This window comes from Nonomuraea sp. NPDC052129 (genome assembly GCF_040680095.1).
In the GTDB taxonomy this organism is placed as follows: Bacteria; Actinomycetota; Actinomycetes; order Streptosporangiales; family Streptosporangiaceae; genus Nonomuraea.
On sequence record NZ_JBFAVX010000026.1, the window covers coordinates 155,579 to 182,018 of the forward strand.

The following is a 26,440-nucleotide window of genomic DNA, read 5'->3' on the forward strand; positions in this document are numbered from 1 at the left end:
GATAGCGCCTTCCTATAGGTGTGCCAAAAGTTTCGTCAACCCTTTGCAGGCGTTACATAGCTGTTATCGATATATCGTGATCTATATTTCGCCAGTTCAATGAATGGTCGAGAGCAAAGGGTCGGATGAATGTTTTGTGACTGAATACAACCGGTTGCACAGCACCTTATGAGGGCGTCACGCAGGGGAAACGTCCTACCACTTGCCTCCGAGGTCCTTCAGCGTGAAGACGCCGCCCGCGCGGTCGTGCAGCGGCTCGCTCAGATCGGGCTCGCCGTGCTCGGCGATCAGCGCGGCGGCCTGGCCCTCCGAGTCGTCCCGCGAGACGTACCCGATCGACCGGGCCTCCTCCAGCGACCACCAGCGGCGCGCGTTGTCGGAGACGCCCCAGACGACGTGGTAGCCGGGCGCGGTCAGCGCGGCCTCCACCAGGCGGGCGAGGTCGTCAGGGGAGATCCAGGTGGCCAGGCCGCGCGTGTCACCCGAAGCCTCGTTGCAGGTGCCCAGCCGGATCACGGTCACGTTCATGCCGAACCTGTCGTGGTAGAGGCTGCCGAGGGCCTCCATGACGACCTTGCTCACGCCGTAGAAGGTATCGGGCCGGGGGAAGGCGTAGTCGGGCAGGTCCGCGCCATCGGCCGGGCGGGTGTGGAAACCGGCCGCGTGATGGCTGCCCATCAGCACGAGGTGCTCGACACCCTCCCGGCGGGCGGCCTCGAGCAGGACGTGCATGCCGTCCATGTTGGCCCGCACGATGTCGGCCCACGGATGCTCCCGGCTCTGGCCGCCCAGATGGATCACCGCGTCGACGCCCTTCATCGCCTCGGCCATGGCCGCCTCGTCGGCGAGGTCGGCCGTCACCATCTCCTCGCCGGGCGCGGTCTCCAGCGGGTGGAGGTCGGACAGGCGCAGCGTACGCCCGTCACGGGCGAGGCGGGGGCGGAGCAGCGTACCGACCTTGCCGGCGGCGCCGGTCATGAGAATGCGCATATGGCTCATTGTTGTACACAACTCTGGTCCAAATTCACATTCCTGAATATTGACCGTGACCTAGGTCACTCGTTACGTTCACACGGACAGGCTCCACGTCTGCGACAGGTGTCCATATATGTGAACGGGAGGCGGTCTGATGTCACGCCAGCTGCTCGGGGCCGCGATTGCGACGGCCCTGGCCGTAACGCTGACAGGCTGCGGCTCCGGGGGATCAAGTTCGGACAACGCATTGGAGATCTGGATCAGGCAGGCGCCCGATTCCGACTCCGCGAAAACGGCGGTGAAACTGGCCGACGCGTTCACGAAGGCCAGCGGTATCAAAACGAAAGTCGTCGCGCTCTTCGACGACTTCGAGACGAAGCTCCAACAGCAGGCAGCTCAGAAGAAGCTACCTGACATCGTCATCAACGACACGGCACAACTCGGCAACATGCACACGCAGGGCTGGCTGCAGGAGGTCGACAAGGCCAAGCTGGCCGGCGGCGACAAGGTGTCGGAGCAGGCATGGAAGGCCGCTCAGGGCTCCGACGGCAAGTACTACGGCACACCGTTCTCCGCCCAGGCCTTCGCCCTGATCATCCGCAAGGACTGGCGGGAGAAGGTCGGCATGGAGCCGCCCAAGACCTGGGACGACCTGGCCAAGCTGGCCGCGGCCTTCACCGACAAGGACCCGGACGGCAACGGCCAGAAGGACACGGCCGGTTTCGTGATCCCCGCGGGCACCAAGCGCGGCTACGCCTCCTGGTACGCCTCCTCGCTGATCTACGCCAACGGCGGCGACTTCGTGAAGGCCAACGGCGGCGGCAAGTTCAGCCCTCTCGTGAGCGACCCCAAGACCGTGGAGGCGGTCCAGTACCTGCAGGATCAGTTCTGCAAGGCCAAGACCGTCAATCCGGGCGCGGTCAGCAACGACACGACCGTCACCCACGAGGTGTTCGAGAAGGGCCAGGGCGGCATCTACCTGGTCGGCCCGTACGTGCTCGCCAGGTTCGTCAAGAGCATCGGGACCGACAAGATCGAGGTCGTACCGGTGCCCAAGGGCCCGTCGGGCGGCCCCGGCACCCTCGGTGAGGGCGAGAACGTCTACCAGATGGCCGGCTCCGACAACGTCGAGGGCCAGAAGAAGTTCGCCGAGTTCGCGGTCTCCCCCGACGGCCAGCGCATCGGCATGAACAAGGACGCCAACGGCGCCATCGTCCGTCTGCCGGTCAACTCCCAGGTCGACATGGCCGCCGAACGCCAGGACCCGCGCTGGAAGGTGTTCCAGGAGGCCTACGCCAACGCGGTCTACGCGCCGCCGGTGCCGAACTGGGCGCCGATCCGCCAGGACTCCGCCGACTCCATCAACACGGTGTGGGCCGACTGCTCAGCCAACGTCAAGACGGCGATGGACACCCTGAGCACCAAGCTCACCCAGGAACTGCAGACCCAGAAAGCATCATGACTCCGACGCTCACCCAGGCGCGGAGCCGCACGGAGACCCCCCGCCGCCGTCCCAAGCGGATGCGGCGGCGGGGGACTCTCATCGCGTGGGCGTTCCTGTCGCCGGCCTTGCTATTGTTCCTGTTCTTCAAGTTCATCCCCATGTTCGAGGGCCTGCGGATGAGCTTCTTCGAGATCCGCTACGTCGGTGATCGATGGGTGGGCCTCGACAACTACGCCACGATCATGACCGACGACGCCTTCGTCTCGGCCATCTGGCACAGCATCGTGCTGGCCCTGGGCACGACCGCGGGCTCGCTCATTCTCGGCCTGCTGTTCGCGCTGCTCATCGAGGGTCCGGCACGTTACCTGTGGTTCATCAGGACCGCGGCGTTCCTGCCGGTGGTGACCACGATGGCGGCGGTGGCCGAGGTCTGGCGGATCATGTATCATCCCGCCGACAGCGGCATGATCAACACCATTCTCGGCTGGATCGCCCTGGACCCGCAGCCCTTCCTGGCCAGCGAGCACTCCTCGCTGCTGTCGATCATGGGCATGAGCATCTGGCGCGGCACGCCGTACGACATGATGATCTTCCTGGCGGGCCTGGTCGGCGTGGACCGCACGCTGTACGAGGCCGCCGCCGTCGACGGGGCCACCACCTGGCACCGGCTGCGGCACATCACGCTGCCCGCGCTGCGCCCGGTGTTCTGGATCCTGTTCACCCTCGCCGCCATCCGCGGCATACGCGTCTTCGTCGAGGTGTACGTGCTGACGAACGGCGGGCCGAACGGATCGTCCGAAGTGCTGATGACGTTGATCTACAAGCTCGGGTTCCAGAAGGGTGACCTGGGCACCGCGTCGGCCGGCGGGATCGTGCTGTTCGCGGTGACCCTGCTGCTCACAGTGCTGACCCAGGTCATGCGCAGGAGGCAGAACGCATGATGAGATTCGACAGCGCTCTCGGCCTGGAGTCCAGGCGGGGCCCTCTCGCCACGACCCTCAAGGTGCTGGTCTACGCCTTCATGGTGATCGTCTTCACCGGGCCGCTGGTCGGGCTGCTGGTCAGCGCCTTCAGCAAGACGCTCGACCCGACCAGATTCTCGCTCTGGCCCGACGACTTCACCCTGGAGAACTTCGTCCAGGCCGGCAACAAGAACGTCTACCACTACCTGTTCAACTCGTTCGTGGTGGTCGGGTTCGGGCTGCTGCTCCAGATGCTCGTCAGCGTCTTCGCCGCCTACGCGCTCGCGCGCAAGAAGTTCAGGGGCATGGCGTTCGTGATGCTGATCATGCTGGCGACGATGATGCTGCCCGAGGAGATCATCGCGATCCCGCTCTCACTGGTGCTCGCCGACATGCCCATCATCCACGCCGATCTCATCGGTACGTACGCGGGCATGATCCTTCCGGTGGGCGCCTGGGGCTTCTCCATCCTGGTCATGACCGAGTTCATGAAGGAAGTGCCGGTCGAACTGGAGGAGGCCGCGCGCATCGACGGCGCGGGCGAACTGCGCATCTTCTTCGGCATCATCCTGCCGCTGTGCCGGCCCGCGCTCGGCGTCATCGGCGTCTTCGGCTTCACCATGATCTGGGACCAGTATCTGCTCCCGCTGATCGTGGCGCCCGAGTCCAGCATGTGGACCCTGCCCATCGCGCTGCGCTCCCTCCGCTCCGACGAGGAGGTCGGCATCGGCGTACTGCTCGCGGCATCACTGCTCGCGCTGCTGCCGTCGATCATCGCGTTCCTGGCCTTCCAACGGCAGTTCATGCGCGGCCTTACCAGCGGCGCCATCAAGGGTTAGACGTCCATGTATCTGTCCATGTATCTGGATGGAATCCCATATGCTGACACTCTGAAGCCTCTGTCAAGATGGGATGAGTATGGAGCCCCAGCTAGTCAAGTCCGCCGAGCGGACGGTCCGCATCCTCGAGACTCTGGCCGCCTCCCACGAGACCCTGACCCTGTCGGAGCTCCAGCAGCACACGGGCTTTCCACGCAGCTCCCTGCACGCCCTGATGCGCACCCTGGTCGAGCTGAACTGGGTCGAGACCGACTCCGCCAGATCGGCCTTCGGCATCGGGCCACACGCCCTGCTGACCGGCACCGCGTACCTCGACAAGGACCCCGCCCTGCCCCTGGCCCAGGAGACGCTGGAGGACCTGCGCGCGGAGACCGGCCAGACCGCACATTTCGCCCGCCGCGACGAGGCGCACGTCCTCTACCTGGCGACCAGGGAGTCGCGGGAGGCACACCACGTGATCCCCAGGGTGGGCCGACGACTGCCCGCCCACGTCACGGCGCTCGGCCAGGTGCTGCTCGCCCAGCTCACCGACGACGAGGTGGCGGCCCTGCTGCCGGACCCGCTGACGCCGATCACCGAGCACACCTTCACCGATCCGGCCAAGCTGATCGGGGAACTGGACCAGGTACGCACTCGGGGCTGGGCCTACGAACGCGAACAGGGCACCCCGGGCGTGGCCTGCGTGGCGGTGGCGGTCGACTACCGAATCCCGGCCACGGACGCGATCAGCTGCTCGATGCCGGCGGGCCTGGCACCGGCCGAGATCGAGAAGGTCACGGACGCGGTGACCAGACACACGCGGAAGCTGGCCGCCACGCTTCGCCGAGAGGGCATCCGCTGATCGGCTGCGGGCCATCCGGTTCCGCTGATCCGTATCCGCTCCCCCGCTCGTCCACTGCCGCTTCGGGCTCATGCGCTTCCGCTTCGCGCTTCCCCACATCCACTGATCCGCATCCACTCCCCCGCGTGTCCGCTTCAGTTTCGGGCCCACCTGGATCCACTGGCCCACATCCACGCCCCCGCACATCCGCATCCGCTTGGCGCCCACGCGGATCCACTGGGCCGCATCCCCTCCCTCGCACATCCGCATCCGCTTGGCGCCCACCCAGATCCACTGGGCCGCATCCACCCACCCGCACATCTGCTCGCCCGCGCATCCGCTTCGGGCTCTCCCGAACATCCGCTTCGGGCTCTCCCGAACATCCGCTTCGGGCCCATCGGCTTCCGCTTATCCGCTCATCCGCTAGGAAGGATTGTTGATGCGGCTAGATGGTGTTCTCTTCTTTCCCGTGACCCCCTATGGCACTGACGGCGACATAGGCGAGCAGACGATGGCCGAGCACGTCGCCAATGGGGTCGCCGCCGGAGCCGGAGGAGTGTTCACCGCGTGCGGCACAGGCGAGTTCAACGCGCTCGACGTCACCGACTACACCAAGGTCGTGGCCACGTCGGTGCGGGCCACAGGCGGCCGGGTCCCGGTCTTCTCGGGCGCGGGCGGCCCGCTGCCCACTGCCAAGGCGTTCGCCCGCGCGGCGGCGGACAACGGAGCTGACGGCCTGCTGCTGATGCCCCCCTACCTGGTGACCGCTCCCCCGGACGGCCTGGTCCGCTACGTGCGTGAGGTGGCTTCAGCCGGCGGGCTGCCCGTCATCATCTATCACCGCGCCACCGCCCGCTTCTCCCCCTCGGCGGTGGCCGAGCTGGCCCAACTGCCCGAAATCATCGGCTTCAAGGACGGACTCGGCGACTTCGACCTGCTCCAGCGCATCATCCTGACCGTACGGCGGTCTACGGACCGGGAGTTCACCTTCTTCAACGGCCTGCCCACCGCCGAACTGACCGTCCCCGCCTACCGAGGGCTGGGCGTAACGCTGTACTCCAGCGCCGTCTTCGCCTTCGCACCGGAGATCGCACTGGCCTTCCACAAGGCGGTGACCGGGGACGACGAGGTGCTGGTGCAACGACTGCTCACCGACTTCTACCTGCCGCTGGTGGAGCTACGGGACCGGGTGCCGGGGTACGCAGTCTCGCTGGTCAAGGCGGGGGTCCGGATGCGGGGATTGGCGGTCGGTGGCGTACGGCCTCCGCTGGTCGACCCCTCTGCGGAGGACCTTCGGGAGCTGGAGCGCATCCTGGCCATCGGCTTGGAGATCGCCGGGGCCTGACCGGCCTTTGCAAGACGCGCCCCTCCACCCCCAGACCAGGGCCCGTCTCCGCCACACCACCAGACAGCAAGACGCGCCCTCCACCCCCAGACCAGGGCCCGTCTCCGCACACCACCAGACAGCAAGACGCGCCCATACCAGGGCGCGTACCTGCCACATCCCGTCCCTGACTAACGCCCCAGCGCGCCGTCCACCCGTCGCGGGACACCCAGCGGGTTGTCGTCCCTGAGCTCCTCTGGAAGCAACTCACCCGGCCAGTCCTGGTACGCCGTCGGCACCAGCCACCGGTCGATGGCCGTCGCGCCGACCGACGTGTGCGCTGCCGAGGTCGAAGCCGGCCACGGACCTCCGTGATGCATCGCCCAGCACACCGCAACCCCGGTGGGCCACCCGTTCCAGATCAGCCGCCCGGCCTTACGCCCGAGCACCTCGGCGACCTCACCGGCCTCGCTGGGGTCGGTGGCGTGCACGGTGGCCGTCAGCGACCCTTCCAGCCGCTCAAGCACGGCCCGCAGGTCCGAAACTTCGCGATAAGTCACGACGATCGACGCCGGACCGAAGCACTCCTCGTTGATGCCCGGCAACTTCGCCGCGAACGAGTCGAGATCCGTGGTGAACACCGTGGGCGTGACGGCCAAGCTACCCTCTCCCGCCTTGCCCTCGGCCAGCACCGGCAGCTCGCCGAGCCGCTGCAGCCCGCCCAGGTAGCCGTCCCTGATCCGCTCACCCAGCATCGGCCCGCCGGTGGTCCCCTCCACAGCTGCGGCCAGCGCCTTGCGCAGCTCATCGTCCTCGGGCACGAACATCAGCCCGGGATTCGTACAGAACTGCCCGACCCCCATCGTCAACGATGTAGCGAACCCGGTGGCCACCTCCGCCATGGGCGCGGACGGCAGTACGACGACCGGGTTGACGCTGCCCAACTCCCCGAAGAACGGGATCGGCACCTCTCGCTGGTCGATCAGCCCCTGGATCGCCTTGCCGCCCGGGACCGACCCGGTGAACCCGGCCGCGACCACGCCCGGGTGCTGCACCAGGTCGGCGCCCGCCTGCATGCCCTGCACCAGCCCCAGCAGGTCGGGGTACGGCAGGGCTTTGCGGACGATGCGAGCGACCTGCTCAGAGGTGTTGGGGTGGCCCGGATGCGCCTTCACCACGACCGCGCAACCGGCGGCCAGCGCCGATGCGGTGTCGCCACCCGCCACGGAGAACGCGAACGGGAAGTTGCTCGCCGCGAACACCGCGACCACGCCGGCCAACGGCTGCTTCATCCGGCGTACGTCGGGCCTGGGCGGGGTGGCCGAGGGATCGGCGTGGTCGACGATGGCGTCGAGGTAGCCACCATCTCTGATCACCTGAGCGAAAAGCCGGAACTGGCCGGCCGTACGAGCGACCTCGCCGCGCAGCCGCACCTCTCCCAGCGCCGTCTCACTGTCGGCGGTCTGCCACAGCTCGTCCACCTTCGCGGTGAGAGCGTCGGCGACAGCCTCCAGCGCTTCGGCCCGCTCGGCGGCGGGAGTCGCCCGCCAGGCCGCACCTGCGGCGGCCGCGGCGGAAACAACCATGTCGACCCCGGCGCGGTCGGTTTCAGGCAGGGCGCTGCCCACGGTCTCGCCGGTCCTGGGGTTGTGTCCGTAGATCATCGAATGGCCCTTCGGAGTCTTGACACTTCTTCATATTGATTCTTACAGTTGCGACAACCTGTCCACAAACCTGGCACTTGTTCACATATATGGACGGCGGTCATATGATCATCAGGCAGATCCACGTCACCCCCGTAGCCTTCAAGGATCCGCCGCTGTTGAACGCCGCCGGCGTACACGAACCCTGGGCGCTGCGGACGATCGTCGAGGTGGTCACCGACGAGGGGCTGAGCGGCCTCGGCGAGACGTACGGTGACCTGGGGCATCTCACCAAGGTACGCGAATGCGCCGAGGCACTGGTCGGCGTGGATGTGCATGCCACGAACGAGATGTATGTCAGGATCAGCGCGCTCGTCGGCGACGTAGTGACCGATATGCACGGCTTGACCGGGGCCGCGACCCAGGAGAAGAGCATCGATCGGGTGTTCGCGGCCTTCGAGGTGGCTTGTCTGGACATTCGCGGCAAGGCAGCCGGCGTCCCGGTCGTCGATCTGCTGGGCGGCCGGGTACGCGACGCCGTGCCGTACAGCGCCTATCTCTTCTACAAGTGGGCGGGACATCCGGGCGGCGAGCCCGACAGATTCGGCGCGGCGCTCGACCCGGCGGGGCTGGTCGAGCAGGCATCGATACTGATCAAGGAGTACGGTTTCGCGTCGATCAAGCTCAAAGGCGGCGTGTTCGCGCCTCAGGAAGAAGTCGAGGCGATCATAGCCCTGCGGGAGGCCTTCCCGGGTGTGCCCCTCCGCCTCGACCCGAACGCCGCTTGGACCGTCGAGACCTCGATCCAGGTAGGACAGGCGCTCGAAGGCAGCCTGCAGTATCTGGAGGACCCCACGCCCGGAATCCCCGGAATGTCGAAGGTCGCCAGCGAGGTCCCGATGCCGCTGGCCACGAACATGTGCGTGGTGACGCCCGAGCACCTTCCGCCTGCCATCGCCACCCAAGCGATCGGAGTGCTGCTGCTCGACCACCATTACTGGGGCGGACTCGTACGTTCCTCGCATATCGCCGCACTGTGTGACACGTTCGGGCTGGAGCTGTCCATGCACTCCAACTCGCACCTTGGGATCAGCCTGGCCGCGATGACCCACCTGGCCGCCGCCACGCCGAACCTCACCCACGCCTGCGACACCCACACGCCATGGCAGAACGGGCAGGACGTAGTCGCGCCGGGCGCATTGCGGTTCGTAGACGGCGCCGTACCCGTGCCCAACGGGCCCGGCCTGGGCATCGAACTGGACCGGGACGCCCTGGCCATGATGCATGAGCAATATCTCGCGTGCGGAATCACCGAGCGCGACGACACCACCTATATGCAGCGCTTCGAGCCTGCTTTCTCTGCGAGGAGACCGCGCTGGTGAACGTGGCCTACGCCTACCCCTGGGACATCGTCGGCGACCCGTCGGCCCCTTCGCGCCTCGCGGAGCTGGGCGTCGAGGCCGTCGCGTTGGCGGCCAGCTATCACTCCACCCGCGCGGCAACGCCGTATCACCCCGCCCACCGAGTGCTGGATGTCCCACAATCGGCTTTCTACCTGCCAGTACGGCCCTCCTCCTGGGGACGCCTGACACCGGCCTCCCCCACCTGGACACCCACGGACGCCTACCTGCAGGCACGGGACGCCCTGAAGGCCGTCGGACTTCAGGTATACGCATGGACGGTGTTGACACACAACTCCTTCCTGGGCGGTCTGCATCCTGACCTGGTAGTACGTAACGCATTCGGTGATCCCTATCCATATGCGCTGTGTCCGGCTTTCGAGGACGTGATCGAGTACTGCGAGCGTCTGGTCAGCGAGATCCTGACCGTCGGCGAACCGGATGGCCTCATCCTCGAGGCGTGCGGCCCCATGGGCTTCGGGCACCAGAGCGTGCACGAGAAGACGGCCGGCGCCGACTGGACGTCCGTGGACAGTGACCTGCTGACGCTCTGCTTCTGTACGGTCTGCGCTCCCCGTTACCCAGAAGGCACCAGAGAACGCGTGCGCGCGGCCATCGACGGCCCTCCCGCTAGGGCCGTAACCTCTCCCGCGTCGAGCAGGAACGACCAGGCATCTCCCGCACCGACCTCTTCCGCACCGTCTGCTTCCTCACCAGCACCTGCATCGCCGTCTTCCGCCGCGCAAGCAGCTGCGTCGCGAGCTTCTGGCTCGTCAGCACCTGTATCGCCAACTGCTGCCTCACCAGCGACTGCGTCGCCGGCTTCTGGCTCGCCATCGCCTCCCGACACTGTGGAGGCCGCCCTCGGCCCATTCGCCGACGATGTCCGAAACGTACGCGTTGAACTGTCGGCATCATTGCGCACCCGCCTCATCACCGTGGCCCGCGAGACCGCGCCGAACGTACCCATCACCCTGCACGCCAACCCCGACCCCTGGGCTGCCAGCTCGTTCGCCGCCCTCCCCGCCGGTGAGCCCGGAGCGGAGGTGCTGGTGGGCAACTGCTGGGGCGACCCAACTTCGGACGCCGCCCGCCTGGCCAGACTGGGCGAACTCTGCGGTCCCGGCCAGCGAGTGGGCGCATATGTCCTGGCTCTTCCCCCGCGCCCCGCCGACGGCCAGGCACTCGCCGAGCAACTCAGAACGTACGCCAAGGCAGGCGCCACGGACTTCCACCTCTACCACGCCGGTCTCGCCTCCCCCCGCCGTCTGGCCGCCATGGCCGAAGCCCTACGCCTCATCCGCTGACCGCCCACCGCTCGCCTCGTCCTGCCGCCACCCTCTTGATCAAGTGAGTGGCTGCCGCCCTCTTGATCAAGCCGCGTGGCTGCCGCCCCCTTGATCAAGCCGGGTCGCTACCGCCCCCTTGATCAAGCCACCTCGAATGCGCACCCCCGAACGGCCCCTGCCGTCCGCCCACTGCGCCCATCAACCACCTGGCCGTCTCCTCGGCCTGGTCGATCATCTGTTGCGGATATCCCAGCAACACCTGGTGCTCGGCGAACTCGTCCTCATCGTCCAGAATCAACCGCCCGTCACGCATCCTGATCACGTCGAGGTCGAGGTCGAGCATGGTCACCTCACCATCACGCCACTCGGGAACGGTAGTGACATCCACATACACCTCAGCCCGATGCGGCGGCGAGTTGAAAGACGCCGTCCACCAGCCGTCACGCGGAAACAACATGATGGCCGTGGTCTCCCACACAATCGGCTGCCCTTCCCCTTTACGGGCGACCGTCCCGCCCGGCACCGCGACCCACACGCCGTGCTCATCCTCACCGAGCACCTTCGCTGAATGGTTCCAGTGCAACGCCCCGCCGTACTTCCGGAAGACAACCCTCACATCGGTCACTCCAGGGACGCTACCGGACCATCACTCAGATCCTGCGCTCCCCAAACCTCCGACCAACATCCCCGACGCATCACGTTCCCTAACTCACCGACCAACATCCCGCTCTTCCTCGCACCCGACTACAGCCCCCACCTCACCCGCATTCCCTAGCCCACCGACAACATCCAGCACTCAGCGACCCTTCCGGGCCGCCCACTCATCGAGGCCCCCAACAGCCCGATGCCACCGCACTCCCTAGCCCGCCAACCAACACTCCGGCCCCGTCCGCGCTCCTAACCCGCCGACCAACGAACCAACTCCCTGATCAACGAACCGCAGAAACGAGCCCACTCTCGTACGCCACGATGACAAGCTGTGCCCGGTCCCGAGCATCGAGCTTGGCCAGGAGCCGCCCGATGTGGGTCTTGACCGTGGCGAGGCTGAGGTGAAGATGGGCGGCGATCTCGTTGTTGGAGAGACCCCGAGCGATCAGGATGAGAACCTCCCGCTCCCGCTCCGTAATGCCATGCAGCCCCTTGACCTGTAGTGACGCAGGCGTGCGGGTGAACTCCTCGATCAGCCTGCGCGTCACCCTCGGAGCCAGCAACGCCTCACCAGCCGCGACCACCCGAATGGCGGCGACCAGGTCGGCCGGCGGGGTGTCCTTGAGCAGGAACCCACTGGCTCCAGCACGGAGTGCGTCGTAAACGTAGGCGTCGAGGTCGAACATGGTCACGATCAGGACCCGAGCCACATCTCCTATCCGCCTAGTGGCCTCGATGCCATCCATTTCCGGCATGCGCACGTCCATGAGGACCACATCAGGCCGCTCCTCCAGAGCAACGGCCACCGCCTCGGCTCCCGTCGCGGCCTCACCCACAACGGTCAGATCGGGCTCCGAGTCGACCAATACCTTGAAGCTCCCCCTGAGCAGCGCCTGGTCATCGGCGACAAGAACACGGATCACGAAGTGCCCCCATAAGGCAACCGGGCCGACACCCGAAACCCTCGCCCAGGTAGACGCCCGGCCTCGAACACCCCGTCGTACATCATGACCCGCTCCCGCATTCCGATCAGCCCGTGTCCCGTTCCCTCCACCGGCAGTGTGCGACGGCCAGGACCGTCATCGATCACCTCGATCCGCACCTCCATCACGTCGGCCACCACCGATATCCGGCACCGGGCTGGTGCCGCATGCTTCACCACATTGGTGAGCGCCTCCTGGACGATCCGATAGACCGACAACTCCACCCCCTCAGGCAGTCCCACCCCGAGCCGCGAGCCATCTTCTCCTTCGCCCATGCCTAGGCCGCTCTCGCCCCCGTCCCGGGCCCCCTGGCCGGCTCTGTCATGGACCCGTTGGCCTGCCATGTCCTGGGCCTGTTGACCTGTCCCCTCTTGGGCCCGTTGAGCGGCCCCGTCCTGGCTCCACTGGCCAGCCTCACCCTGGTCCCTCTGGTCGGCACCACCATGGGCCCACTGGCCGGTCCCACCATGGGCCGTTTGACCGGTCCCATCCTGGAAGCCCAGACCAGCTCCGCCCTGGACCCTCTGGCCGCTGCCGTCCTGGGCCGTTCGACCGACCCCACCCCGGAAGCCCAGACCGGCCCCGCCCTGGACCCTCTGGCCGCTGCCGTCCTGGGCCGTTCGACCGACCCCACCCCGGAAGCCCAGACCAGCCCCACCCTGGACCCTCTGGCCGGTACCGCCCCGGGTATCAGTCCGGTCACCAACCCACCCCTGGTCTCCCCCACCGTCCCTGATCGCAACGTCGGCATCCTCCATAGCCGCACTGTCCCGGTCTGCACGATTGGTACTAGACCCGGCCGCGCGATTGCCCTTGTCGTCCTTGTGATCAGCCCGCGAATGCGGTGCGACATCTTCTCCACTGTTCCGGCCTCCCCCGGCCGCCAACCGGAGGTCCAGCTCTACCTCCACGCCCGCCAATCTGGCCTGCTCGGCCAGCCGCGGGAGGCCGCTGAGGTCCGGTGCGGGGCCACGGTCAGGCGTCTCGTCTGAGCGGAGGACGCCGAGCAAATGGCGCATCTCGACGAGCGCGCTCCGGCTGGCGGTCTCGATCACCCGCAACGCATCGTGTGCCTCTTCCGGCCTGGTGGCCATCACATGATTGGCCACGCCCGCCTTGACCGCGATCAATCCCACGCTGTGCGCGACGACATCGTGCAGCTCACGGGCGATGCGCAACCGCTCCTCCGCCACGGCCTGTCCAGCCAGGCGCTCGGCATCGCGCGCCGCATAGTGTCTTCGTTCTCGTACGGCTCGCCCAACCGTCCACGCGCCGCCCAGTGCGGCGATGCCGATGAGCGGCTGGTCGAGATTCGTCAGCCACGCGGGGCCCGCCGGCTGCGGCACACCGCCGGCGACCACCATTCCGACCAACGTGACCAGGGTGAGCACACCGATCGCCGAGGTCGGAACCCACGCACCCCGGGCATCGGCCAGAGCGACGACATAGAGCGCGTAGGCAGGCGAGATATAAGCGGATGACACCCCTAACACCGCAGCGGCCACGATGGAGACTGTCAGCACGAAGCAGAAGACGGGCAACGGCCACACTCTGCGCATGACCAGCGGCAAACCCAGCCCCAGGATAAGAGCCAGCCTCGCCCACGGCGGCAGCGCCCACCCACTCGTCGCCGCCGTGAGGAACATGAGACAGAAGCCCAACCCTGCCAGCAGGTCCAGCCCGATCAGCTGGCGACGGCTCAAGCGAGCGGTGAAGAGGGAGGGGGATTCGTTCACGCGTTGACCGTAGTGGTTGAGGGTGGGCCTGCACGTCAGACTGGGGTCTGACCTTGAGGTTCGGACCGTGGTCCGATGTGGCAAGCGCCCGCCGTACCTCATTCTTTACCGCGTGATCGAACTCAACCGCCTGACCAAACGCTACGGCGACACGCTCGCCGTAGACAATCTGTCCTTCAACATAGAGCCCGGCCACGTAACCGGATTCCTGGGCCCCAACGGTGCCGGCAAATCCACCACGATGCGCCTGATCCTCGGCCTCGACTCCGCCACCTCGGGCCAGGCACTCGTCAACGGGCGACGATACACCTCGCTGAGCAGGCCCATGCGTGAGGTGGGCGCGCTGCTGGACGCGAGCGCCGTGCACGGCGGGCGCAGGGCCTACGACCATCTGTTGTGCCTGGCGCGCACCAATGACATCGGTCCGACGCGTGTCGCCGAGGTTCTCGAACAGGTGGGCCTGGCCGGGGTGGCACGCAAGCGGGTGGGCGGCTTCTCACTCGGCATGAAACAGCGCCTCGGCATCGCGGCCGCCCTGCTCGGCGACCCGGGCACGCTGATGTTCGACGAACCGGTCAATGGACTCGATCCCGACGGGGTGCGCTGGATTCGCGACTTAATGCGCTCCTTGGCCAAGGAGGGCAGGACCATCCTGCTCTCCAGCCACCTGATGAGCGAGATGGCGCTGACGGCCGAGCGCATCATCATCCTTGGCCGAGGCAAGCTGATCATGGAAGCCACCGTGGCGGAGCTCACTGAGCGTTACCCGTCGCTCGAAGACGCCTACCTTGCCCTGACGGCGAGCAGCGTGGAATACGGAGCCGCACGATGAGGACGATCCTGTCTTCCGAATGGTTGAAGCTGCGTTCGGTCACCTCGACCTATCACGCACTCGGAGTGGCTGCGCTCACGGTGGTCCTCGGCATGATCTGGACTTTCTACGTCAGCGGCCTGGCGGATGAACGCGGATCACTGCGAGCGGCGGCCCCCGAACAAGGTTTCCTGCCACTGATCCAAATCAGCCTGGCTGTCCTCGGCGTGCTGGCCATCACTGCGGAGCAGGCCAGCGGCATGATCCGCACAAGTCTCACAGTCGTTCCCAAGAGAGGGACCTTACTGCTGGCCAAGGCGGGGGTGGTCGCCGCCGTCACCTTCGTCGCCGCCAACTCGATCATTATCCTCACGTACGTGACGAGCCGCCTCATAGCGGGCGAGCGCCACTTGCAGTTCAACGAGTCCCCTCTGGCCAACGACCTGCCGATGCTGCTCGCCTCCGGGCTGTCGGTGACCGTGCTCGCATTGGTGGGCCTCGGCTTGGGCGTAGCCACTCGATCCACGGCGGCGGCGATCGTTTCGGTCGTGTCGCTACTGTTCGTCCTGCCCGGCATCGCCAATTACCTGCCAGCCCCGTGGAACACCCGCGTGGCCGCCCTCATGTTGCCCAACCTCGTGCCTCAGATCGCCGACCAGCGGCTTTCCAGGCGGCTGGGCGACGGTTTCCTACCTCCCTGGGCCGCGCTCGTGGTGCTCGCCGCCTACGCGATCGTCGCACTCGCGGCGGGGTTCTATCTGTTCAAAAGGAGAGACGCGTGAGTGTGCTGGCATCGGAGTGGCTGAAGGTCCGCACCGTTCGCTCCAGCTATCTGATGCTGGGGCTGAGTTTGGGCGGCATTCTGCTGGGCGTAGCGGTCGCCTGGGCGGCGGTCGGGACGTACGACAACGCCACCCCGGCGCAGCAGGCTCATGCCGCCATCGCGGATCTGGAGGAAGTGGTGCTGATGGTGCCACAGCTCTGCATGGGCGTCCTCGGCGTCCTCACGATCACGTCCGAATACGCAACAGGACTGATCAAAACAAGCCTCGCTATCGTGCCGAGACGCTGGCCGGTCCTCGCGGGAAAGTCGGCGATTGTCGGTTTACTCGGTCTGGTCACCGGCCCGATGGTGGTGTTCGGGACATACGTCGCTGCCCGTTGGATGATTGGCGACCGCTTCGGCGGCTCCTACACGACCCCCTTCCTCGACAGACTGCCGACGCTTATTACGTCGAGCCTTACGGTGGCGGTATTCGCGCTGCTCGGGCTGGGACTGGGCGCCACCTTACGCTCCACGGCGGGAGCGATCACGATCCTCGTGGGCCTCGTGTACGTGATCCCAATAATCGTGGGCAACCTGCCTGAGCCCTGGAGCGAACGCCTCGGCTCGGTGATGCTCGGAGCGCTCCCGCGCGAGATTGCCGGCGACGATCTCACGCACTCGGTGTACGGCTCGCTGCTTTCTCCTGTTGCCGCGGCCATGGTGCTGATCGCCTACGCCGTGCTGCCATTGCTCGTCGGCACATGGCTCACGCGACGGAAGGATGCCTAAGCCGCCGGCACACTCAGCATGGATGAGGCCCCCAGAGCGGTGTAGTTTCTTACCCACTCAACCTGTTCGCCCACGCAGGAAACGCACAAGAAGATCGTTGATCCACCGCTGAGCGGGACACCACCTCAGTGTGCAAAGGAGATCGTGATTCACCACTGGGCGAGACACCACCTCAGTGTGCAAAGGGCGCGGAGCGTCGGCAGGACGAACCATCTTGATGGCGCCGAGGAATGTCGGCGAGGACACGGGTGCCGCCGGGAGCCCTCAGCAGTCGGCGGAAGTCAGCTGGACCGCCGAGTGTCCGGGGCACTGAGAATCGGCAGGGTCCATGGGAGCGCCGGATGTCCGAGGCACCGAGAACCGGCAGACTCCACGGGACCGCCGAGTGTCGGTGCAACCGGGATTCGGGGCACGGGATGTCGGCGGGGCCGCAGAGTCAGCGACAACGAGAGGCTCCGATGCGGCTCCCAGAGGTACGGCAGGCGCGCATGCCTGCCGTACCCGTACGGAGGTCAGACCTCGAGCACCACGGGGATGATCATCGGACGGCGGCGGTAGGTGTCGCTCACCCAGCGCCCGACCGTGCGGCGGACCACCCGGCGGATCTCCTGCATGTCGACGACCCCGTCGGCGGCCTTCTCCTCGAGTGCCTTCTCGATCTGCGGAATGAACTCCTCGAACTGCGCCGGGTCGATGCCGGAGCCACGCGCGTGGATCTCCGGCCCCCCGGTGAGTTTGCCGGTGCTGGAGTCGACCACGACGACGACAGAGATGAAGCCCTCGTCGCCGAGAATCCTGCGGTCCTTCAGGGAGGTGTCGGTGATCTCGCCGACGGACGAGCCATCGACGTAGACATACCCGGCATGGACCGCACCGACGATCTTGGCCCTGCCGTCGACCAGGTCGACCACGACGCCGTCTTCCGCGATCACGATGTGATCGTCGGGCACGCCGGTGAGCGCGGCGAGCTTGGCGTGCGCGCGCAGGTGCCGCCATTCGCCGTGGACGGGCATGAAGTTCGACGGGCGGGTCAGGTTCAGCACGTAGAGCAGCTCGCCGGCGGCCGCATGGCCGGAGACGTGCACCTTGGCGTTGCCCTTGTGCACGACTCGGGCACCCCAGCGCGTGAGGCCGTTGATCACCTTGTTGACGGCGGTCTCGTTGCCCGGCACCAGCGACGACGCCAGCAAGACGGTGTCGCCCTCGGCGATGCGAATCGGGTGATCCCGGTTGGCCATCCTCGACAGCGCCGCCATCGGCTCGCCCTGCGAACCCGTGCAGACGAGCACCACGTCCTCCGGCGGCCATTCCTCGATGTCGCGCGAGTCGACGATCAGCCCCGGCGGCACCTTGAGATAACCGAGATCGCGGGCCACGCCCATGTTGCGCAGCATCGAGCGCCCGACCATGGCGACCTTGCGATTGTGCCTGGACGCCGCATCCATGACCTGCTGGATGCGGTGTACGTGCGACGCGAAGCTGGCCACGATGACCCGCTGCTCCGAGGTACGGATCACCTCATCGATGACCGGGCCGATCTCCCGTTCGCTGGTGACGAACCCGGGCACTTCAGCGTTGGTCGAGTCGGACATCAGCAGGTCGACGCCCTCGGTACCAAGGCGGGCGAACCCACCGAGGTCGGTGAGGCGGCCGTCGCTCGGCAACTGGTCCATACGGAAGTCGCCGGTATGCAGCACGATGCCGGCGGGTGTCCTGATGGCCACCGCCAGCGCGTCCGGGATCGAGTGGTTGACCGCCAAGAACTCGCAGTCGAACGGCCCGAACCTGTGCCGCTCGCCCTCGACCACCTCGATCTTGGTCGGCTGGATCCGATGCTCGGTGAGCTTGGCCTCGATGAAGGCCAGGGTCAGCTTGGATCCGATGAGCGGGATGTTGCGCCGCTCGCGAAGCAGATACGGCACGGCCCCGATGTGGTCTTCGTGCGCGTGGGTCAGGACCACGGCCTCGACATCGTCGAGCCGGTCCCTGATGTATTCGAAGTCAGGCAGGATCAGGTCGATGCCCGGCTGGTCCGGCTCGGGGAAAAGCACCCCGCAGTCGACGATCAGCAATCGGCCGTCGTATTCGAAGACGGCCATGTTCCTGCCGATTTCACCCAGCCCGCCCAGCGCGACAATGCGCAGGCCGCCCTCCGGCAGCGCCGGCGGGGGGCCAAGCTCCGGATGTGGATGGCTCATAGCCGGCCCCCATGGTCAAATCGTGTTCTCAAAACTCCCGGTTCCTCCCCGTTCCTATGCGTCTGTCAACTTCACCCCGCCGGCTACCAGGCAAGCACGCAGCTCGGCGATCTGCTTCTCTGTCGCGGCCACCAACGGCAGCCGAACTGGTCCGACCGGCACTCCTACCATGCCCAGTGCCGCCTTGGCCATGATCGCGCCGCCAGCGCTCATCATGATCCCTTCAACCACGGGCGCCAGTTGGCGGTGCACCGCAAGTGCTTGAACGACGTCGCCGTTCCTGTACAAGTCGATCATGCGAGCCAGGTCAGCGCCGACCACGTGGCCGACAACGCTGACGAACCCGGCCGCGCCAACCGAGAGCCAGGGCAGGTTGAGCAGATCATCGCCCGAATAGAAGGCGAGATCGGTCATCGCCATGATCTGGCTGCCGAGGAACAGATCGCCCTTGGCGTCCTTCACGGCCACGATGCGTTCATGCTGTGCGAGCCGGATCAGGGTTTCGATCTTGATCGGCACACCGCTGCGCCCGGGGATGTCATAGAGCATCACCGGAAGGCTGGTCGCGTCGGCCACAGCGGCAAAGTGCTGATACAGGCCCTCTTGTGGGGGCTTGCTGTAGTACGGCGTCACTACGAGCAACCCGTGAGCACCCGCGCGGGCCGCGGCCTTCGCGAGCGAGATGCTGTGGTGGGTGTCGTTGGTGCCCGCCCCGGCCACCACCGTTGCCCGATCACCCACCGTCTCGAGAACGGTGCGCAGAATGCGCTCCTTCTCCTCATCGGAGGTGGTGGGCGACTCGCCGGTCGTCCCGCTGACGATCAGGCCGTCGTTGCGCTGCTCGTCCACCAGATAGGTGGCCAGGCGCCGCACGGCGTCGTAATCGACCGCACCGTCAGGTGTGAACGGCGTGACCATGGCGGTCAACATACGGCCGAAGGGCGCGTCGGTGGTTCCAGTTGGCGAAGCCATAGTGCGAACGCTACCTGGATTCGCAAAAGCGGTGGACGTCGCCACCCCGCTTTGCCTGCCTGGGGCCGCGTATTGTCATGCCGTTCCCCGGCATCTCAGGGCATGTCCGGTCGCACTCGACACGTCCCTAGCGTGCCCCTCCCGGCCACCGGATGGACCTCTGAGCCGGGTCGCGGGTCCGGCACCGGATCACCGACCCGCCGCTCGCAGTGATCACTGGACTCCGTGCGGACCCACGCGCCTGCCGTACGACCGCAGCTCGACATGCCGCGCACAAACGCCATGACCTCTGCCGACATGTCGTACATATCCGGCGAACCACCACTGTCGAGGAGCACCATCCGCGCGAGCGACTTCGCGCCGCGCATGGGAAGAGGCCGCCGATATGTGCTCGGGGGTACACACATCGACGACCTCTACCGAAGAATCGGTCACTCTTACATCGGCGTTACAGGGTTTCTTTGATAATTTTCTGCCGCCGCAAAGTTGGGGCTCCAAGCGACCTCGATGACGGTCGGTTACCTGTCGAATACGGCAACATAGGGCAACGCCTCACACGAACCCCCAGGGATGGACTAGTGGCCACCTCAGATCCGGTCTACCTGCGTGTCGTCGAAGACATTCGGCGACAGATCACCGACGGCACCCTTCCCCCCGGTGCACCCATTCCCTCACGGGCGCAACTGACCCGCAAGTACCAGGTCGGCGAGACCGCAGCCCGCCACGCCCTGCGCGTGCTGGCGAGCGAAGGTCTCATCATCGGCCGCGTGGGATCGGGTCATTACGTCAGAGAACGCCCAGACCTTTCCCCATTGCACCGATGGCGCTTCCTTGATCATCCCGCCCCGTTCGCCGCCGACCTGCAGTCCCAGGGCCGACGTGTGACCTGGGATTGGCACAGCGAGCCCGCCGAAGCCGGACCCGACATCGCCAGGCGGCTGCGGCTCGACGAATCGACCACCCTGACGAGGACGCACTACGTCTTCCGCGGCGATGGCCGGCCGCTCCAACTCGCCACCTCGTACGAGCCTCTGGAGTTCGCCGCCCACACGGAGGAGGAACGGCGCAGCCTGGTCGCCAGGGTGTACGCGCACGGGATAAAGATCACGGAGATCGTCGAAAGCGTGCACACTCGCGTGCCCCGCCCCGCGGAGAGCGACGCCCTCGATCTGCCCGCGGGCATCCACGTCCTGCACGTGGAACGCACCCATTGGGCAGGCGACCGCCCAGTGGAGACCAGCGACATCGTGATCCCGGGAGACCGCTTCCGGATCATGTACAGCATGCCTGTTTGACCGAATCTGAGAGCTCCGGGCCGATACCCGCCTCTTCGGCCTGGAGCTCAGCCGGATGGCCACCGGGGCCTACCCTTCGTGGCGGCAACGGCCGACCCGTCCGCACAGCGTCGACGGCTCACCACCGGGGCCCGCGCTCCTGGCCCACCGGAGCCCGCGCTCCTGGCGCGCGGCGCGGTTGATCGCTCCCCCAAAGCGGTGGAATTCCGATGACCTTCGCGAGCGGCGAGGGCATCGAGCGATGATCACCTGCTGCAGCTCGGTGATCAGCTCCAGCACCGGCAACCCGATAGCGCCCCACCGGTCGTGCGTCTGTGAGACGTGGGCGATCTCCGGAGTAGACGATGAACCCCATAAGGCGATCATCGAGCAACGGAACGTGATCTGGACGACGCCATAGATCTTCCCCCAGGGGCGCAATTCCACCACGCGCTGGAACGTCCACACGCAGGGACGTCCACCCCCTGGTACGTCCATCCCCTGGGACTCCATCCGCTGGTACGTCCACGCGCTGGGAGGTCATCCCGGACGGCGTCCCTCCTCGCCCGCTCGGCCCATACGGCCTGGTCGGCGGCGCGCCAGTAGGTCGAGGCTCCACCGCTCACGGACCACCACCCGAACCGGCGAGCGCCTTTGGCCAGCGCCGCCACATGGGCTTCAGCTCGAAACAACATCAAGCTAAGTGGTCTCACCTGGAAGTCTCTCGAGGGCTGGCTTTCGGATGTGATGCGATCAGCCCGCCGAGGACGGCTTACTACTATGAGTAGCCATGGAGCTTACGGAGCGATTCGAGTGGCGTGGGAGGCAGATCGCCTGGGGACGCGCGGGTGCCGGTCCGGCCGTGGTGTTCTGTCATGGAACGCCGTTCTCGTCAGTGTTGTGGCAGCCGTTCGCGGAGGCCTTGAGCCGCGACTTCACCGTCTACTTGTGGGACATGCCCGGATATGGCCAGTCCTCCAAGCACGCCGATCATCCCGTGGATTTCGGCGCGCAGGCCGATGCGTTCGCGGCGCTGCTCGCGCACTGGGGGTTGGACCGGCCACATGTGATCGCCCACGACTTCGGCGGCGCCGTATCTCTGCGCACGCACCTGATCCTGGGCGTCGATTACGCCTCCCTCATGCTCGTCGACGTCGTGGCCATCCCGCCCAGCGGCTCGCCTTTCTTCAAGTTCGTACAAGATCATCCTGACGTCCTACCGCAGCTACCGGCCTACATCCATACCGCCATCGTGCGCGCCTATATTCAGGGCGCGAGCCACCGCGGCCTGCGCGACGACGATCTCGACGCCCTGGCGCAACCGTGGACGGGGGAGGAAGGCCAGCCCGCCTTCTACCGGCAAATCGCCCACTATGACGAACGCTTCCTCGAAGAGAACGAGGAACAGTTGGGCCGCATCAGCATCCCCATACGGATCCTGTGGGGCTCCAGCGACACGTGGATTCCCACCGATATCGCCCGACGACTGCACAGCCTGATCCCCACGGCCGAGCTTTCGCTGATCGACGCCGCCGGTCACCTGGTCCACCATGACGCGCCCGTCCCACTCATGGACGAACTCCGCGCCTGGCTCACCGTCCGCTGAGGCTCCGCACGCGGGCGCGATCTGGCTTGCGAAGGGGCCGGCGCACGAGGTCGCGATCACCCTCACGGACTGATCACATCACATCCGAAAGTCAACTCCCGAGAGACTTCCAGGCGAGATCACTTAGTCAGCCCGATCGAAGCTCAAAAAGACGCTCCCCGCGACATTCCCGGCGATCCCTCCTGGCCAGGCCAAGGTTGTCGGTGCTCGTTGATACAACCGTTCTGGAGGTTGCGGATGCGAGTCAAAGACCTGCCCTTGCGTGAACGGCCACGCGAGCGGCTGATGGCGAGCGGGGCTACGGCGCTGGCCGACCGGGAGCTGCTGGCCGTGCTCCTCGGTTCCGGTTTTCGAGGGTCGAGCGCGATGGATCTGGCGGCCCAGGTGATCGCGCACTGTGGCGATCTCGACGGGCTGGCCCGATCCGAGCCGCACCGCCTGCTCGCCGTACCTGGCATCGGGCCCGCCAAGGCGGCGCGAGTGGCGGCGGCTTTCCATCTCGTACGGCGAGCGCAGACAGATCCTGAGCGGACCAAGATCAGCGGCACGTCCGACCTGGCGACGGTCGTCGCACCGCTGCTCCGCGGCCACTCCCGGGAGCGGCTGGTCGTGATGGCATGCGACGTTCGGGGGGCCGTGTTGCGGCGTGTGGTGTTGACCGAGGGTGGCTCCGACCACACGACGGTGCCGGTTCGGGACATCATCACTGCGGTGCTGACGGCTGGTGGAGCGGCATTCGGGGTCGCGCACAACCATCCGAGCGGCTCTCTCGATCCAAGCGAAGCGGACCTGCTGGCCACGGCGCGTCTCGCCGAGGCTGCTAAGACGGTCGGGCTGCAATTCCTCGATCATTTGATCATCACGGAAACGGCATGGCGTCGGGTGCCCTTCTGACCGCTGCGGAGGGTGGTCCGGGACCGGGCCACCCTCCGTCCACCCTGAGCGGCAGCGGCCCCAGGCCGACCACCGAACCCGTACTCCCGGACCTCAAACGCGACCCGACCACCGAACCCCTGACCAAACCTGTACCAGCGGATCTCAAACGCGACCCGACCGCCGAGGTGGCGTCCCGCCCAGTGGTGGATCAACGATCTCGCTGTCTGGCTTCTACCAAGGACGAACAGGGCGGAGTGGCCGAGAAACTACACCGCTCTGCGGGACGTCGCTTCCGACGGCCGCCCCCGCCTGCGCATTCGCTCGACGCTATCTCGCGTCTCGCCAAGCCTTTATACGGCGTTCTGAGCACCCCTAAGGGTGCTGATCCACCGCAAGCCCAGCGAAAGGCATGTTTGCGTTGATAGCTCTGAAGGCAAGGCTTCCCTCAGCAGAGCGTGAGACGCTACCTCTGCGAGCAGGTCGACTTGACGTGAGTCGGCCCTCCGCTCGCACCAGCGTGGTCCCGTGCCTCCCGGAGGGCATGGGACCACGTCTACCCGCTACTGGGTCCGTCCACTACGCGCGCCAGCGCAGTAACACCGTGGCCGGTCGGACTCCCTGCGCGGTCTACCCAGTAGCGGGCGTGTGGGAAAGGCTCAGCATCCCCCACGCGGGTTCTCGGAGCGTCGGCGAACTGCGATCACCGGCGATCAGGGAACCCGTAGTGCACGAAGACTCTCTGAAATCGCAGCCGCTCGACTGTAGAGGGCGGCTGCCTCGTCGCTGGCCCCGTATCAGACGCGGGATGCGGGGCCAGCGCGACCCAGTCGATGACGCCCCGCCGAGTGGCAGCAACGATCAGTTACCGGGGTGAGCCATCGTGTGACGGTCAAAGGGAAATGCCTGAAGCCTCCCGGAAGGACACGTTCATGATGGCTCTTTCCCGGTCGGACCTAACCGACCTGCTCGAGTCGCTACGGACGGCTGGCAGCGTGAAGACGATCCGCCGGGGGCTGACGCGAATGCCGCGGGAGCCGATCGAGGCGGGGGCGGGGGCGACTACGGCGGTCGGCCACGCCCTATCAGCGCACAGCAACGGGCAGCCCACAGCGCTACGGGCATCGCAAGTGACTACCGACCAGTGCCGTCGGCGATCTGAGTGCGGACAGCGGTATCTGCACATGCAAGGTCCCCGCATGCAAGGTCTCGCGGATCCGCGCCGGCCTGGACGCCGAAATCGCGGCGTTCCGCGAGCGGCCCCTCGAACTCGCCGTCTTCCGCAACTCCAGCGAAATGGCCCACCAGAAGGTCATCGCAGGTCCCAGGCGCGGAAAGGGGACCTGCGCGAAAGGGTGGGTCCCCGGCAGGACGCGGAGTTCTTGGGATGACGTCTGCCGGGAGAACAGACAGGCCGAGCGCACCCGGTCGCGGATGTCACGCAGCCAGGCGAGAAGACGTCCGAGGATGCTCCAACGGCGTCTCGCGATCATCGAGCGTCTCCCCACAGCAACAGGGACCACAGGATGTCCGTTTGAGAGGCGTACGTTCGGACGCTCTCCTCCACCACCACTCGCCCACCCCTTCTCGTCGTTCTGCGGATGTAACGCTGACCGCCGGCCTGACACAGCTCGTAAAACACCGGCTGGCAGTCACAGGTGTGGTCCCGCACACGCATCCGCTCAGCGCAAGGCCCCACTGGATCCCAGTCGATGCGTATGCAGTCGTCGTGCGCCGCCTCAACGTGACGCCCGATGCAGCCGTTGTAAAGCTTTCGCTCCGCGCGAGCCATGCCTGCATCTTATGTCTAGTTGTATCGATCTGGCTAGCTAGAACAGCCGAGACTTCTATTTAGGCCGATGGATATGGGATGGGTCGTACCTCTTCGCCTATCTTGCGTATGTGCTCGACTACGATGGAGACACCCATCCCTACCTTCAGATCGCCGAGATCCTCCGCCAGCGGCTCTCCGGTCTCACCTCGGGGCAACCCATGCCGAGCGAGGCCGACATCCAGGCCGAGTTCGGAGTCGCCAGGACCACCGCCAGACGCGCGATTCATGTGCTCCGCGAAAAGGGTCTCATTTACACCGTCCAGGGCGAGGGAACCTTTGTCGGCGCACCGAACGAGGCGCCACGGCAGCAGCGTAAAGTCCCGCTTTATCAGCAGATAGCAGCAGACGTGACAGAACAGATAAAGGCAGGCAAGTATCTGCCGCGACGTCCGATCCCCGGCGAAACAGCACTCCTTCAGCAGTATGACTGCGCCCGCGAAACCGTGCGGCGCGCCATGGCGCTTCTTCGCGAGCGCGGCTGGATCTACACGGTTGCCCAGCGTGGCAGTTATGTATCGCCCAAGGAGTCGTGGCCCCAGGACTGAAACTACTCGACTGCTTGTATAGAGACATCTAGAATACAGACATGATCGATCGTGAAGGACCCATTCCGATCTACAAGCAGGTCGCCGACATCCTCCACGATCGAATCCTCAAGGGCGAACTGCTGGTCGGACAGGCCCTGCCGAGCGAGGCGGCGCTGGAGGCGGAGTTCGACATCGCCAGGACGACGGCACGTAGAGTCGCCAGAGAGCTGCGCGACCGTCAAGTGGCCCACACGGTGTCAGGCGAGGGCACATACGTGGGCGCGGTTGGAGCGCCGCGACAAAGACGAAAGACACTGGTCTTCGAAGACATCGCGGACGACATCGTTGAGCGAATTCGCCGCGGTGAGTTCCGGCCCAACCGGGCGATATTCAGCGAAAAGACGCTTATGCGGCGCCATGGGGTCGCCAAGGTCACGGCCCGAAGGGCGGTCGAGTCCCTTCGGAAGCGAGGCTGGGTATTCACCGTCCCCTATCGAGGCACATACGTGGTCGCTCAGGAAGACTGGCCGGAATAGCCGAAGAGTTCCCAAGCGATCCCTCCGAGCCGCAAGCACTTCCAAGCGATTCAATGGCGAGGGTGATCGGCCCACGAGCACCCGAAGAGCACTCGCCTAGCCTCGATCTTTCACGATCTTCGTTTGGTCGGCTGAGCGGTTCGGCTGGCGGTTGATTTCCTGGGTGTGGTCAGCGCGTTGGCCCGGCTGTC

At 66.2% G+C, this 26,440-nt stretch carries 23 protein-coding genes; 15 read left to right on the forward strand and 8 right to left on the reverse strand.

From position 1 onward, the window contains the following. Positions 1 to 195: 195 nt before the first annotated feature. Positions 196 to 990, reverse strand: a complete 795-nt coding sequence (locus tag AB0L53_RS41045; RefSeq protein ID WP_364006372.1) for an NAD(P)-dependent oxidoreductase — start codon at positions 988 to 990, stop codon at positions 196 to 198. A gap of 139 nt (positions 991 to 1,129) precedes the next feature. Between AB0L53_RS41045 and AB0L53_RS41050 the strand changes: the two genes are divergently transcribed. The 5 genes from AB0L53_RS41050 to AB0L53_RS41070 all read left to right on the forward strand — a co-directional run bounded on the left by AB0L53_RS41050 (position 1,130) and on the right by AB0L53_RS41070 (position 6,385). Next, positions 1,130 to 2,437 (forward strand): sugar ABC transporter substrate-binding protein, encoded by a 1,308-nt coding sequence (locus AB0L53_RS41050; protein WP_364006375.1) that lies wholly within the window; start codon positions 1,130 to 1,132, stop codon positions 2,435 to 2,437. Continuing rightward, positions 2,434 to 3,360, forward strand: a complete 927-nt coding sequence (locus AB0L53_RS41055) for a sugar ABC transporter permease (protein WP_364006378.1) — start codon at positions 2,434 to 2,436, stop codon at positions 3,358 to 3,360. The genes AB0L53_RS41050 and AB0L53_RS41055 overlap by 4 nt, the downstream gene beginning before the upstream one ends. Further along, positions 3,357 to 4,220: a carbohydrate ABC transporter permease gene (locus AB0L53_RS41060; protein WP_358436258.1), complete on the forward strand. Its 864-nt coding sequence runs from the start codon at positions 3,357 to 3,359 to the stop codon at positions 4,218 to 4,220. Before AB0L53_RS41055 ends, AB0L53_RS41060 begins: the two co-directional genes overlap by 4 nt. Before the next feature lie 79 nt (positions 4,221 to 4,299). After that, positions 4,300 to 5,061 carry an IclR family transcriptional regulator gene (locus tag AB0L53_RS41065; protein WP_364006382.1) on the forward strand — a complete coding sequence of 254 codons (762 nt, stop codon included), beginning with the start codon at positions 4,300 to 4,302 and terminating at the stop codon, positions 5,059 to 5,061. A gap of 418 nt (positions 5,062 to 5,479) precedes the next feature. After that, the gene (locus AB0L53_RS41070; RefSeq protein ID WP_364006385.1) at positions 5,480 to 6,385 is read left to right on the forward strand and encodes a 5-dehydro-4-deoxyglucarate dehydratase; all 906 of its coding nucleotides are present in this window, start codon (positions 5,480 to 5,482) and stop codon (positions 6,383 to 6,385) included. A gap of 170 nt (positions 6,386 to 6,555) precedes the next feature. On the opposite strand, the gene AB0L53_RS41075 is transcribed toward AB0L53_RS41070, so the two are convergent. Beyond that, positions 6,556 to 8,028 (reverse strand): aldehyde dehydrogenase (NADP(+)), encoded by a 1,473-nt coding sequence (locus AB0L53_RS41075; protein WP_364006388.1) that lies wholly within the window; start codon positions 8,026 to 8,028, stop codon positions 6,556 to 6,558. 104 nt (positions 8,029 to 8,132) lie between these two features. Here AB0L53_RS41075 and AB0L53_RS41080 point away from each other — a divergent pair, with 104 nt between their 5' ends. Together AB0L53_RS41080 and AB0L53_RS41085 are read left to right on the forward strand one after the other, a co-directional pair. Next, positions 8,133 to 9,389 (forward strand): glucarate dehydratase family protein, encoded by a 1,257-nt coding sequence (locus AB0L53_RS41080; protein WP_364006391.1) that lies wholly within the window; start codon positions 8,133 to 8,135, stop codon positions 9,387 to 9,389. 935 nt (positions 9,390 to 10,324) lie between these two features. Next, on the forward strand, positions 10,325 to 10,714 hold the full coding sequence (locus AB0L53_RS41085; RefSeq protein ID WP_364006394.1) for a hypothetical protein: 390 nt from the start codon (positions 10,325 to 10,327) through the stop codon (positions 10,712 to 10,714). Between the two features lie 94 nt (positions 10,715 to 10,808). On the opposite strand, the gene AB0L53_RS41090 is transcribed toward AB0L53_RS41085, so the two are convergent. The 3 genes from AB0L53_RS41090 to AB0L53_RS41100 all read right to left on the reverse strand — a co-directional run bounded on the left by AB0L53_RS41090 (position 10,809) and on the right by AB0L53_RS41100 (position 14,063). Then, entirely contained in the window at positions 10,809 to 11,321 is a 513-nt protein-coding gene (locus tag AB0L53_RS41090) for a DUF402 domain-containing protein (RefSeq protein ID WP_364006397.1), read from the reverse strand. 304 nt (positions 11,322 to 11,625) lie between these two features. Then, entirely contained in the window at positions 11,626 to 12,267 is a 642-nt protein-coding gene (locus tag AB0L53_RS41095; protein ID WP_364006400.1) for a response regulator transcription factor, read from the reverse strand. Beyond that, a complete protein-coding gene (locus tag AB0L53_RS41100) occupies positions 12,264 to 14,063 on the reverse strand; it encodes a histidine kinase (protein WP_364006402.1) in 1,800 nt (599 codons plus the stop codon). Before AB0L53_RS41100 ends, AB0L53_RS41095 begins: the two co-directional genes overlap by 4 nt. A 112-nt stretch (positions 14,064 to 14,175) precedes the next feature. Here AB0L53_RS41100 and AB0L53_RS41105 point away from each other — a divergent pair, with 112 nt between their 5' ends. Genes AB0L53_RS41105 through AB0L53_RS41115 form a run of 3 tightly spaced genes read left to right on the forward strand, consistent with a single transcriptional unit; the run spans position 14,176 to position 16,429 of the window. Further along, positions 14,176 to 14,895, forward strand: coding sequence for an ATP-binding cassette domain-containing protein (locus AB0L53_RS41105; protein ID WP_364006438.1), 720 nt, complete (start codon positions 14,176 to 14,178; stop codon positions 14,893 to 14,895). Further along, the gene (locus tag AB0L53_RS41110) at positions 14,892 to 15,656 is read left to right on the forward strand and encodes an ABC transporter permease subunit (RefSeq protein WP_364006405.1); all 765 of its coding nucleotides are present in this window, start codon (positions 14,892 to 14,894) and stop codon (positions 15,654 to 15,656) included. Before AB0L53_RS41105 ends, AB0L53_RS41110 begins: the two co-directional genes overlap by 4 nt. Continuing rightward, positions 15,653 to 16,429 carry an ABC transporter permease subunit gene (locus AB0L53_RS41115; protein ID WP_364006408.1) on the forward strand — a complete coding sequence of 259 codons (777 nt, stop codon included), beginning with the start codon at positions 15,653 to 15,655 and terminating at the stop codon, positions 16,427 to 16,429. Before AB0L53_RS41110 ends, AB0L53_RS41115 begins: the two co-directional genes overlap by 4 nt. Positions 16,430 to 16,941: 512 nt before the next feature. Here AB0L53_RS41115 and AB0L53_RS41120 read toward each other — a convergent pair. Both AB0L53_RS41120 and dapA read right to left on the reverse strand, forming a co-directional pair. Then, positions 16,942 to 18,627, reverse strand: a complete 1,686-nt coding sequence (locus AB0L53_RS41120) for a ribonuclease J (protein ID WP_364006411.1) — start codon at positions 18,625 to 18,627, stop codon at positions 16,942 to 16,944. Positions 18,628 to 18,681: 54 nt separating this feature from the next. Beyond that, the gene (gene dapA, locus AB0L53_RS41125) at positions 18,682 to 19,599 is read right to left on the reverse strand and encodes a 4-hydroxy-tetrahydrodipicolinate synthase (RefSeq protein ID WP_364006414.1); all 918 of its coding nucleotides are present in this window, start codon (positions 19,597 to 19,599) and stop codon (positions 18,682 to 18,684) included. Between the two features lie 578 nt (positions 19,600 to 20,177). Here dapA and AB0L53_RS41130 point away from each other — a divergent pair. Next, positions 20,178 to 20,894 (forward strand): GntR family transcriptional regulator, encoded by a 717-nt coding sequence (locus tag AB0L53_RS41130; protein ID WP_225299458.1) that lies wholly within the window; start codon positions 20,178 to 20,180, stop codon positions 20,892 to 20,894. Between the two features lie 69 nt (positions 20,895 to 20,963). On the opposite strand, the gene AB0L53_RS41135 is transcribed toward AB0L53_RS41130, so the two are convergent. Beyond that, positions 20,964 to 21,341 carry a hypothetical protein gene (locus tag AB0L53_RS41135; protein WP_364006417.1) on the reverse strand — a complete coding sequence of 126 codons (378 nt, stop codon included), beginning with the start codon at positions 21,339 to 21,341 and terminating at the stop codon, positions 20,964 to 20,966. Positions 21,342 to 21,663: 322 nt separating this feature from the next. Between AB0L53_RS41135 and AB0L53_RS41140 the strand changes: the two genes are divergently transcribed. From AB0L53_RS41140 to AB0L53_RS41155, 4 genes are all read left to right on the forward strand, one after another. Continuing rightward, a complete protein-coding gene (locus tag AB0L53_RS41140) occupies positions 21,664 to 22,479 on the forward strand; it encodes an alpha/beta hydrolase (protein ID WP_364006420.1) in 816 nt (271 codons plus the stop codon). A 237-nt stretch (positions 22,480 to 22,716) separates the two neighbouring features. Then, on the forward strand, positions 22,717 to 23,373 hold the full coding sequence (radC, locus tag AB0L53_RS41145; protein ID WP_364006422.1) for a DNA repair protein RadC: 657 nt from the start codon (positions 22,717 to 22,719) through the stop codon (positions 23,371 to 23,373). A 1,881-nt stretch (positions 23,374 to 25,254) separates the two neighbouring features. Continuing rightward, on the forward strand, positions 25,255 to 25,731 hold the full coding sequence (locus AB0L53_RS41150) for a GntR family transcriptional regulator (RefSeq protein WP_357946838.1): 477 nt from the start codon (positions 25,255 to 25,257) through the stop codon (positions 25,729 to 25,731). 41 nt (positions 25,732 to 25,772) lie between these two features. After that, positions 25,773 to 26,249: a GntR family transcriptional regulator gene (locus AB0L53_RS41155; RefSeq protein WP_364006426.1), complete on the forward strand. Its 477-nt coding sequence runs from the start codon at positions 25,773 to 25,775 to the stop codon at positions 26,247 to 26,249. The last annotated feature ends 191 nt before the right edge of the window (positions 26,250 to 26,440 follow it).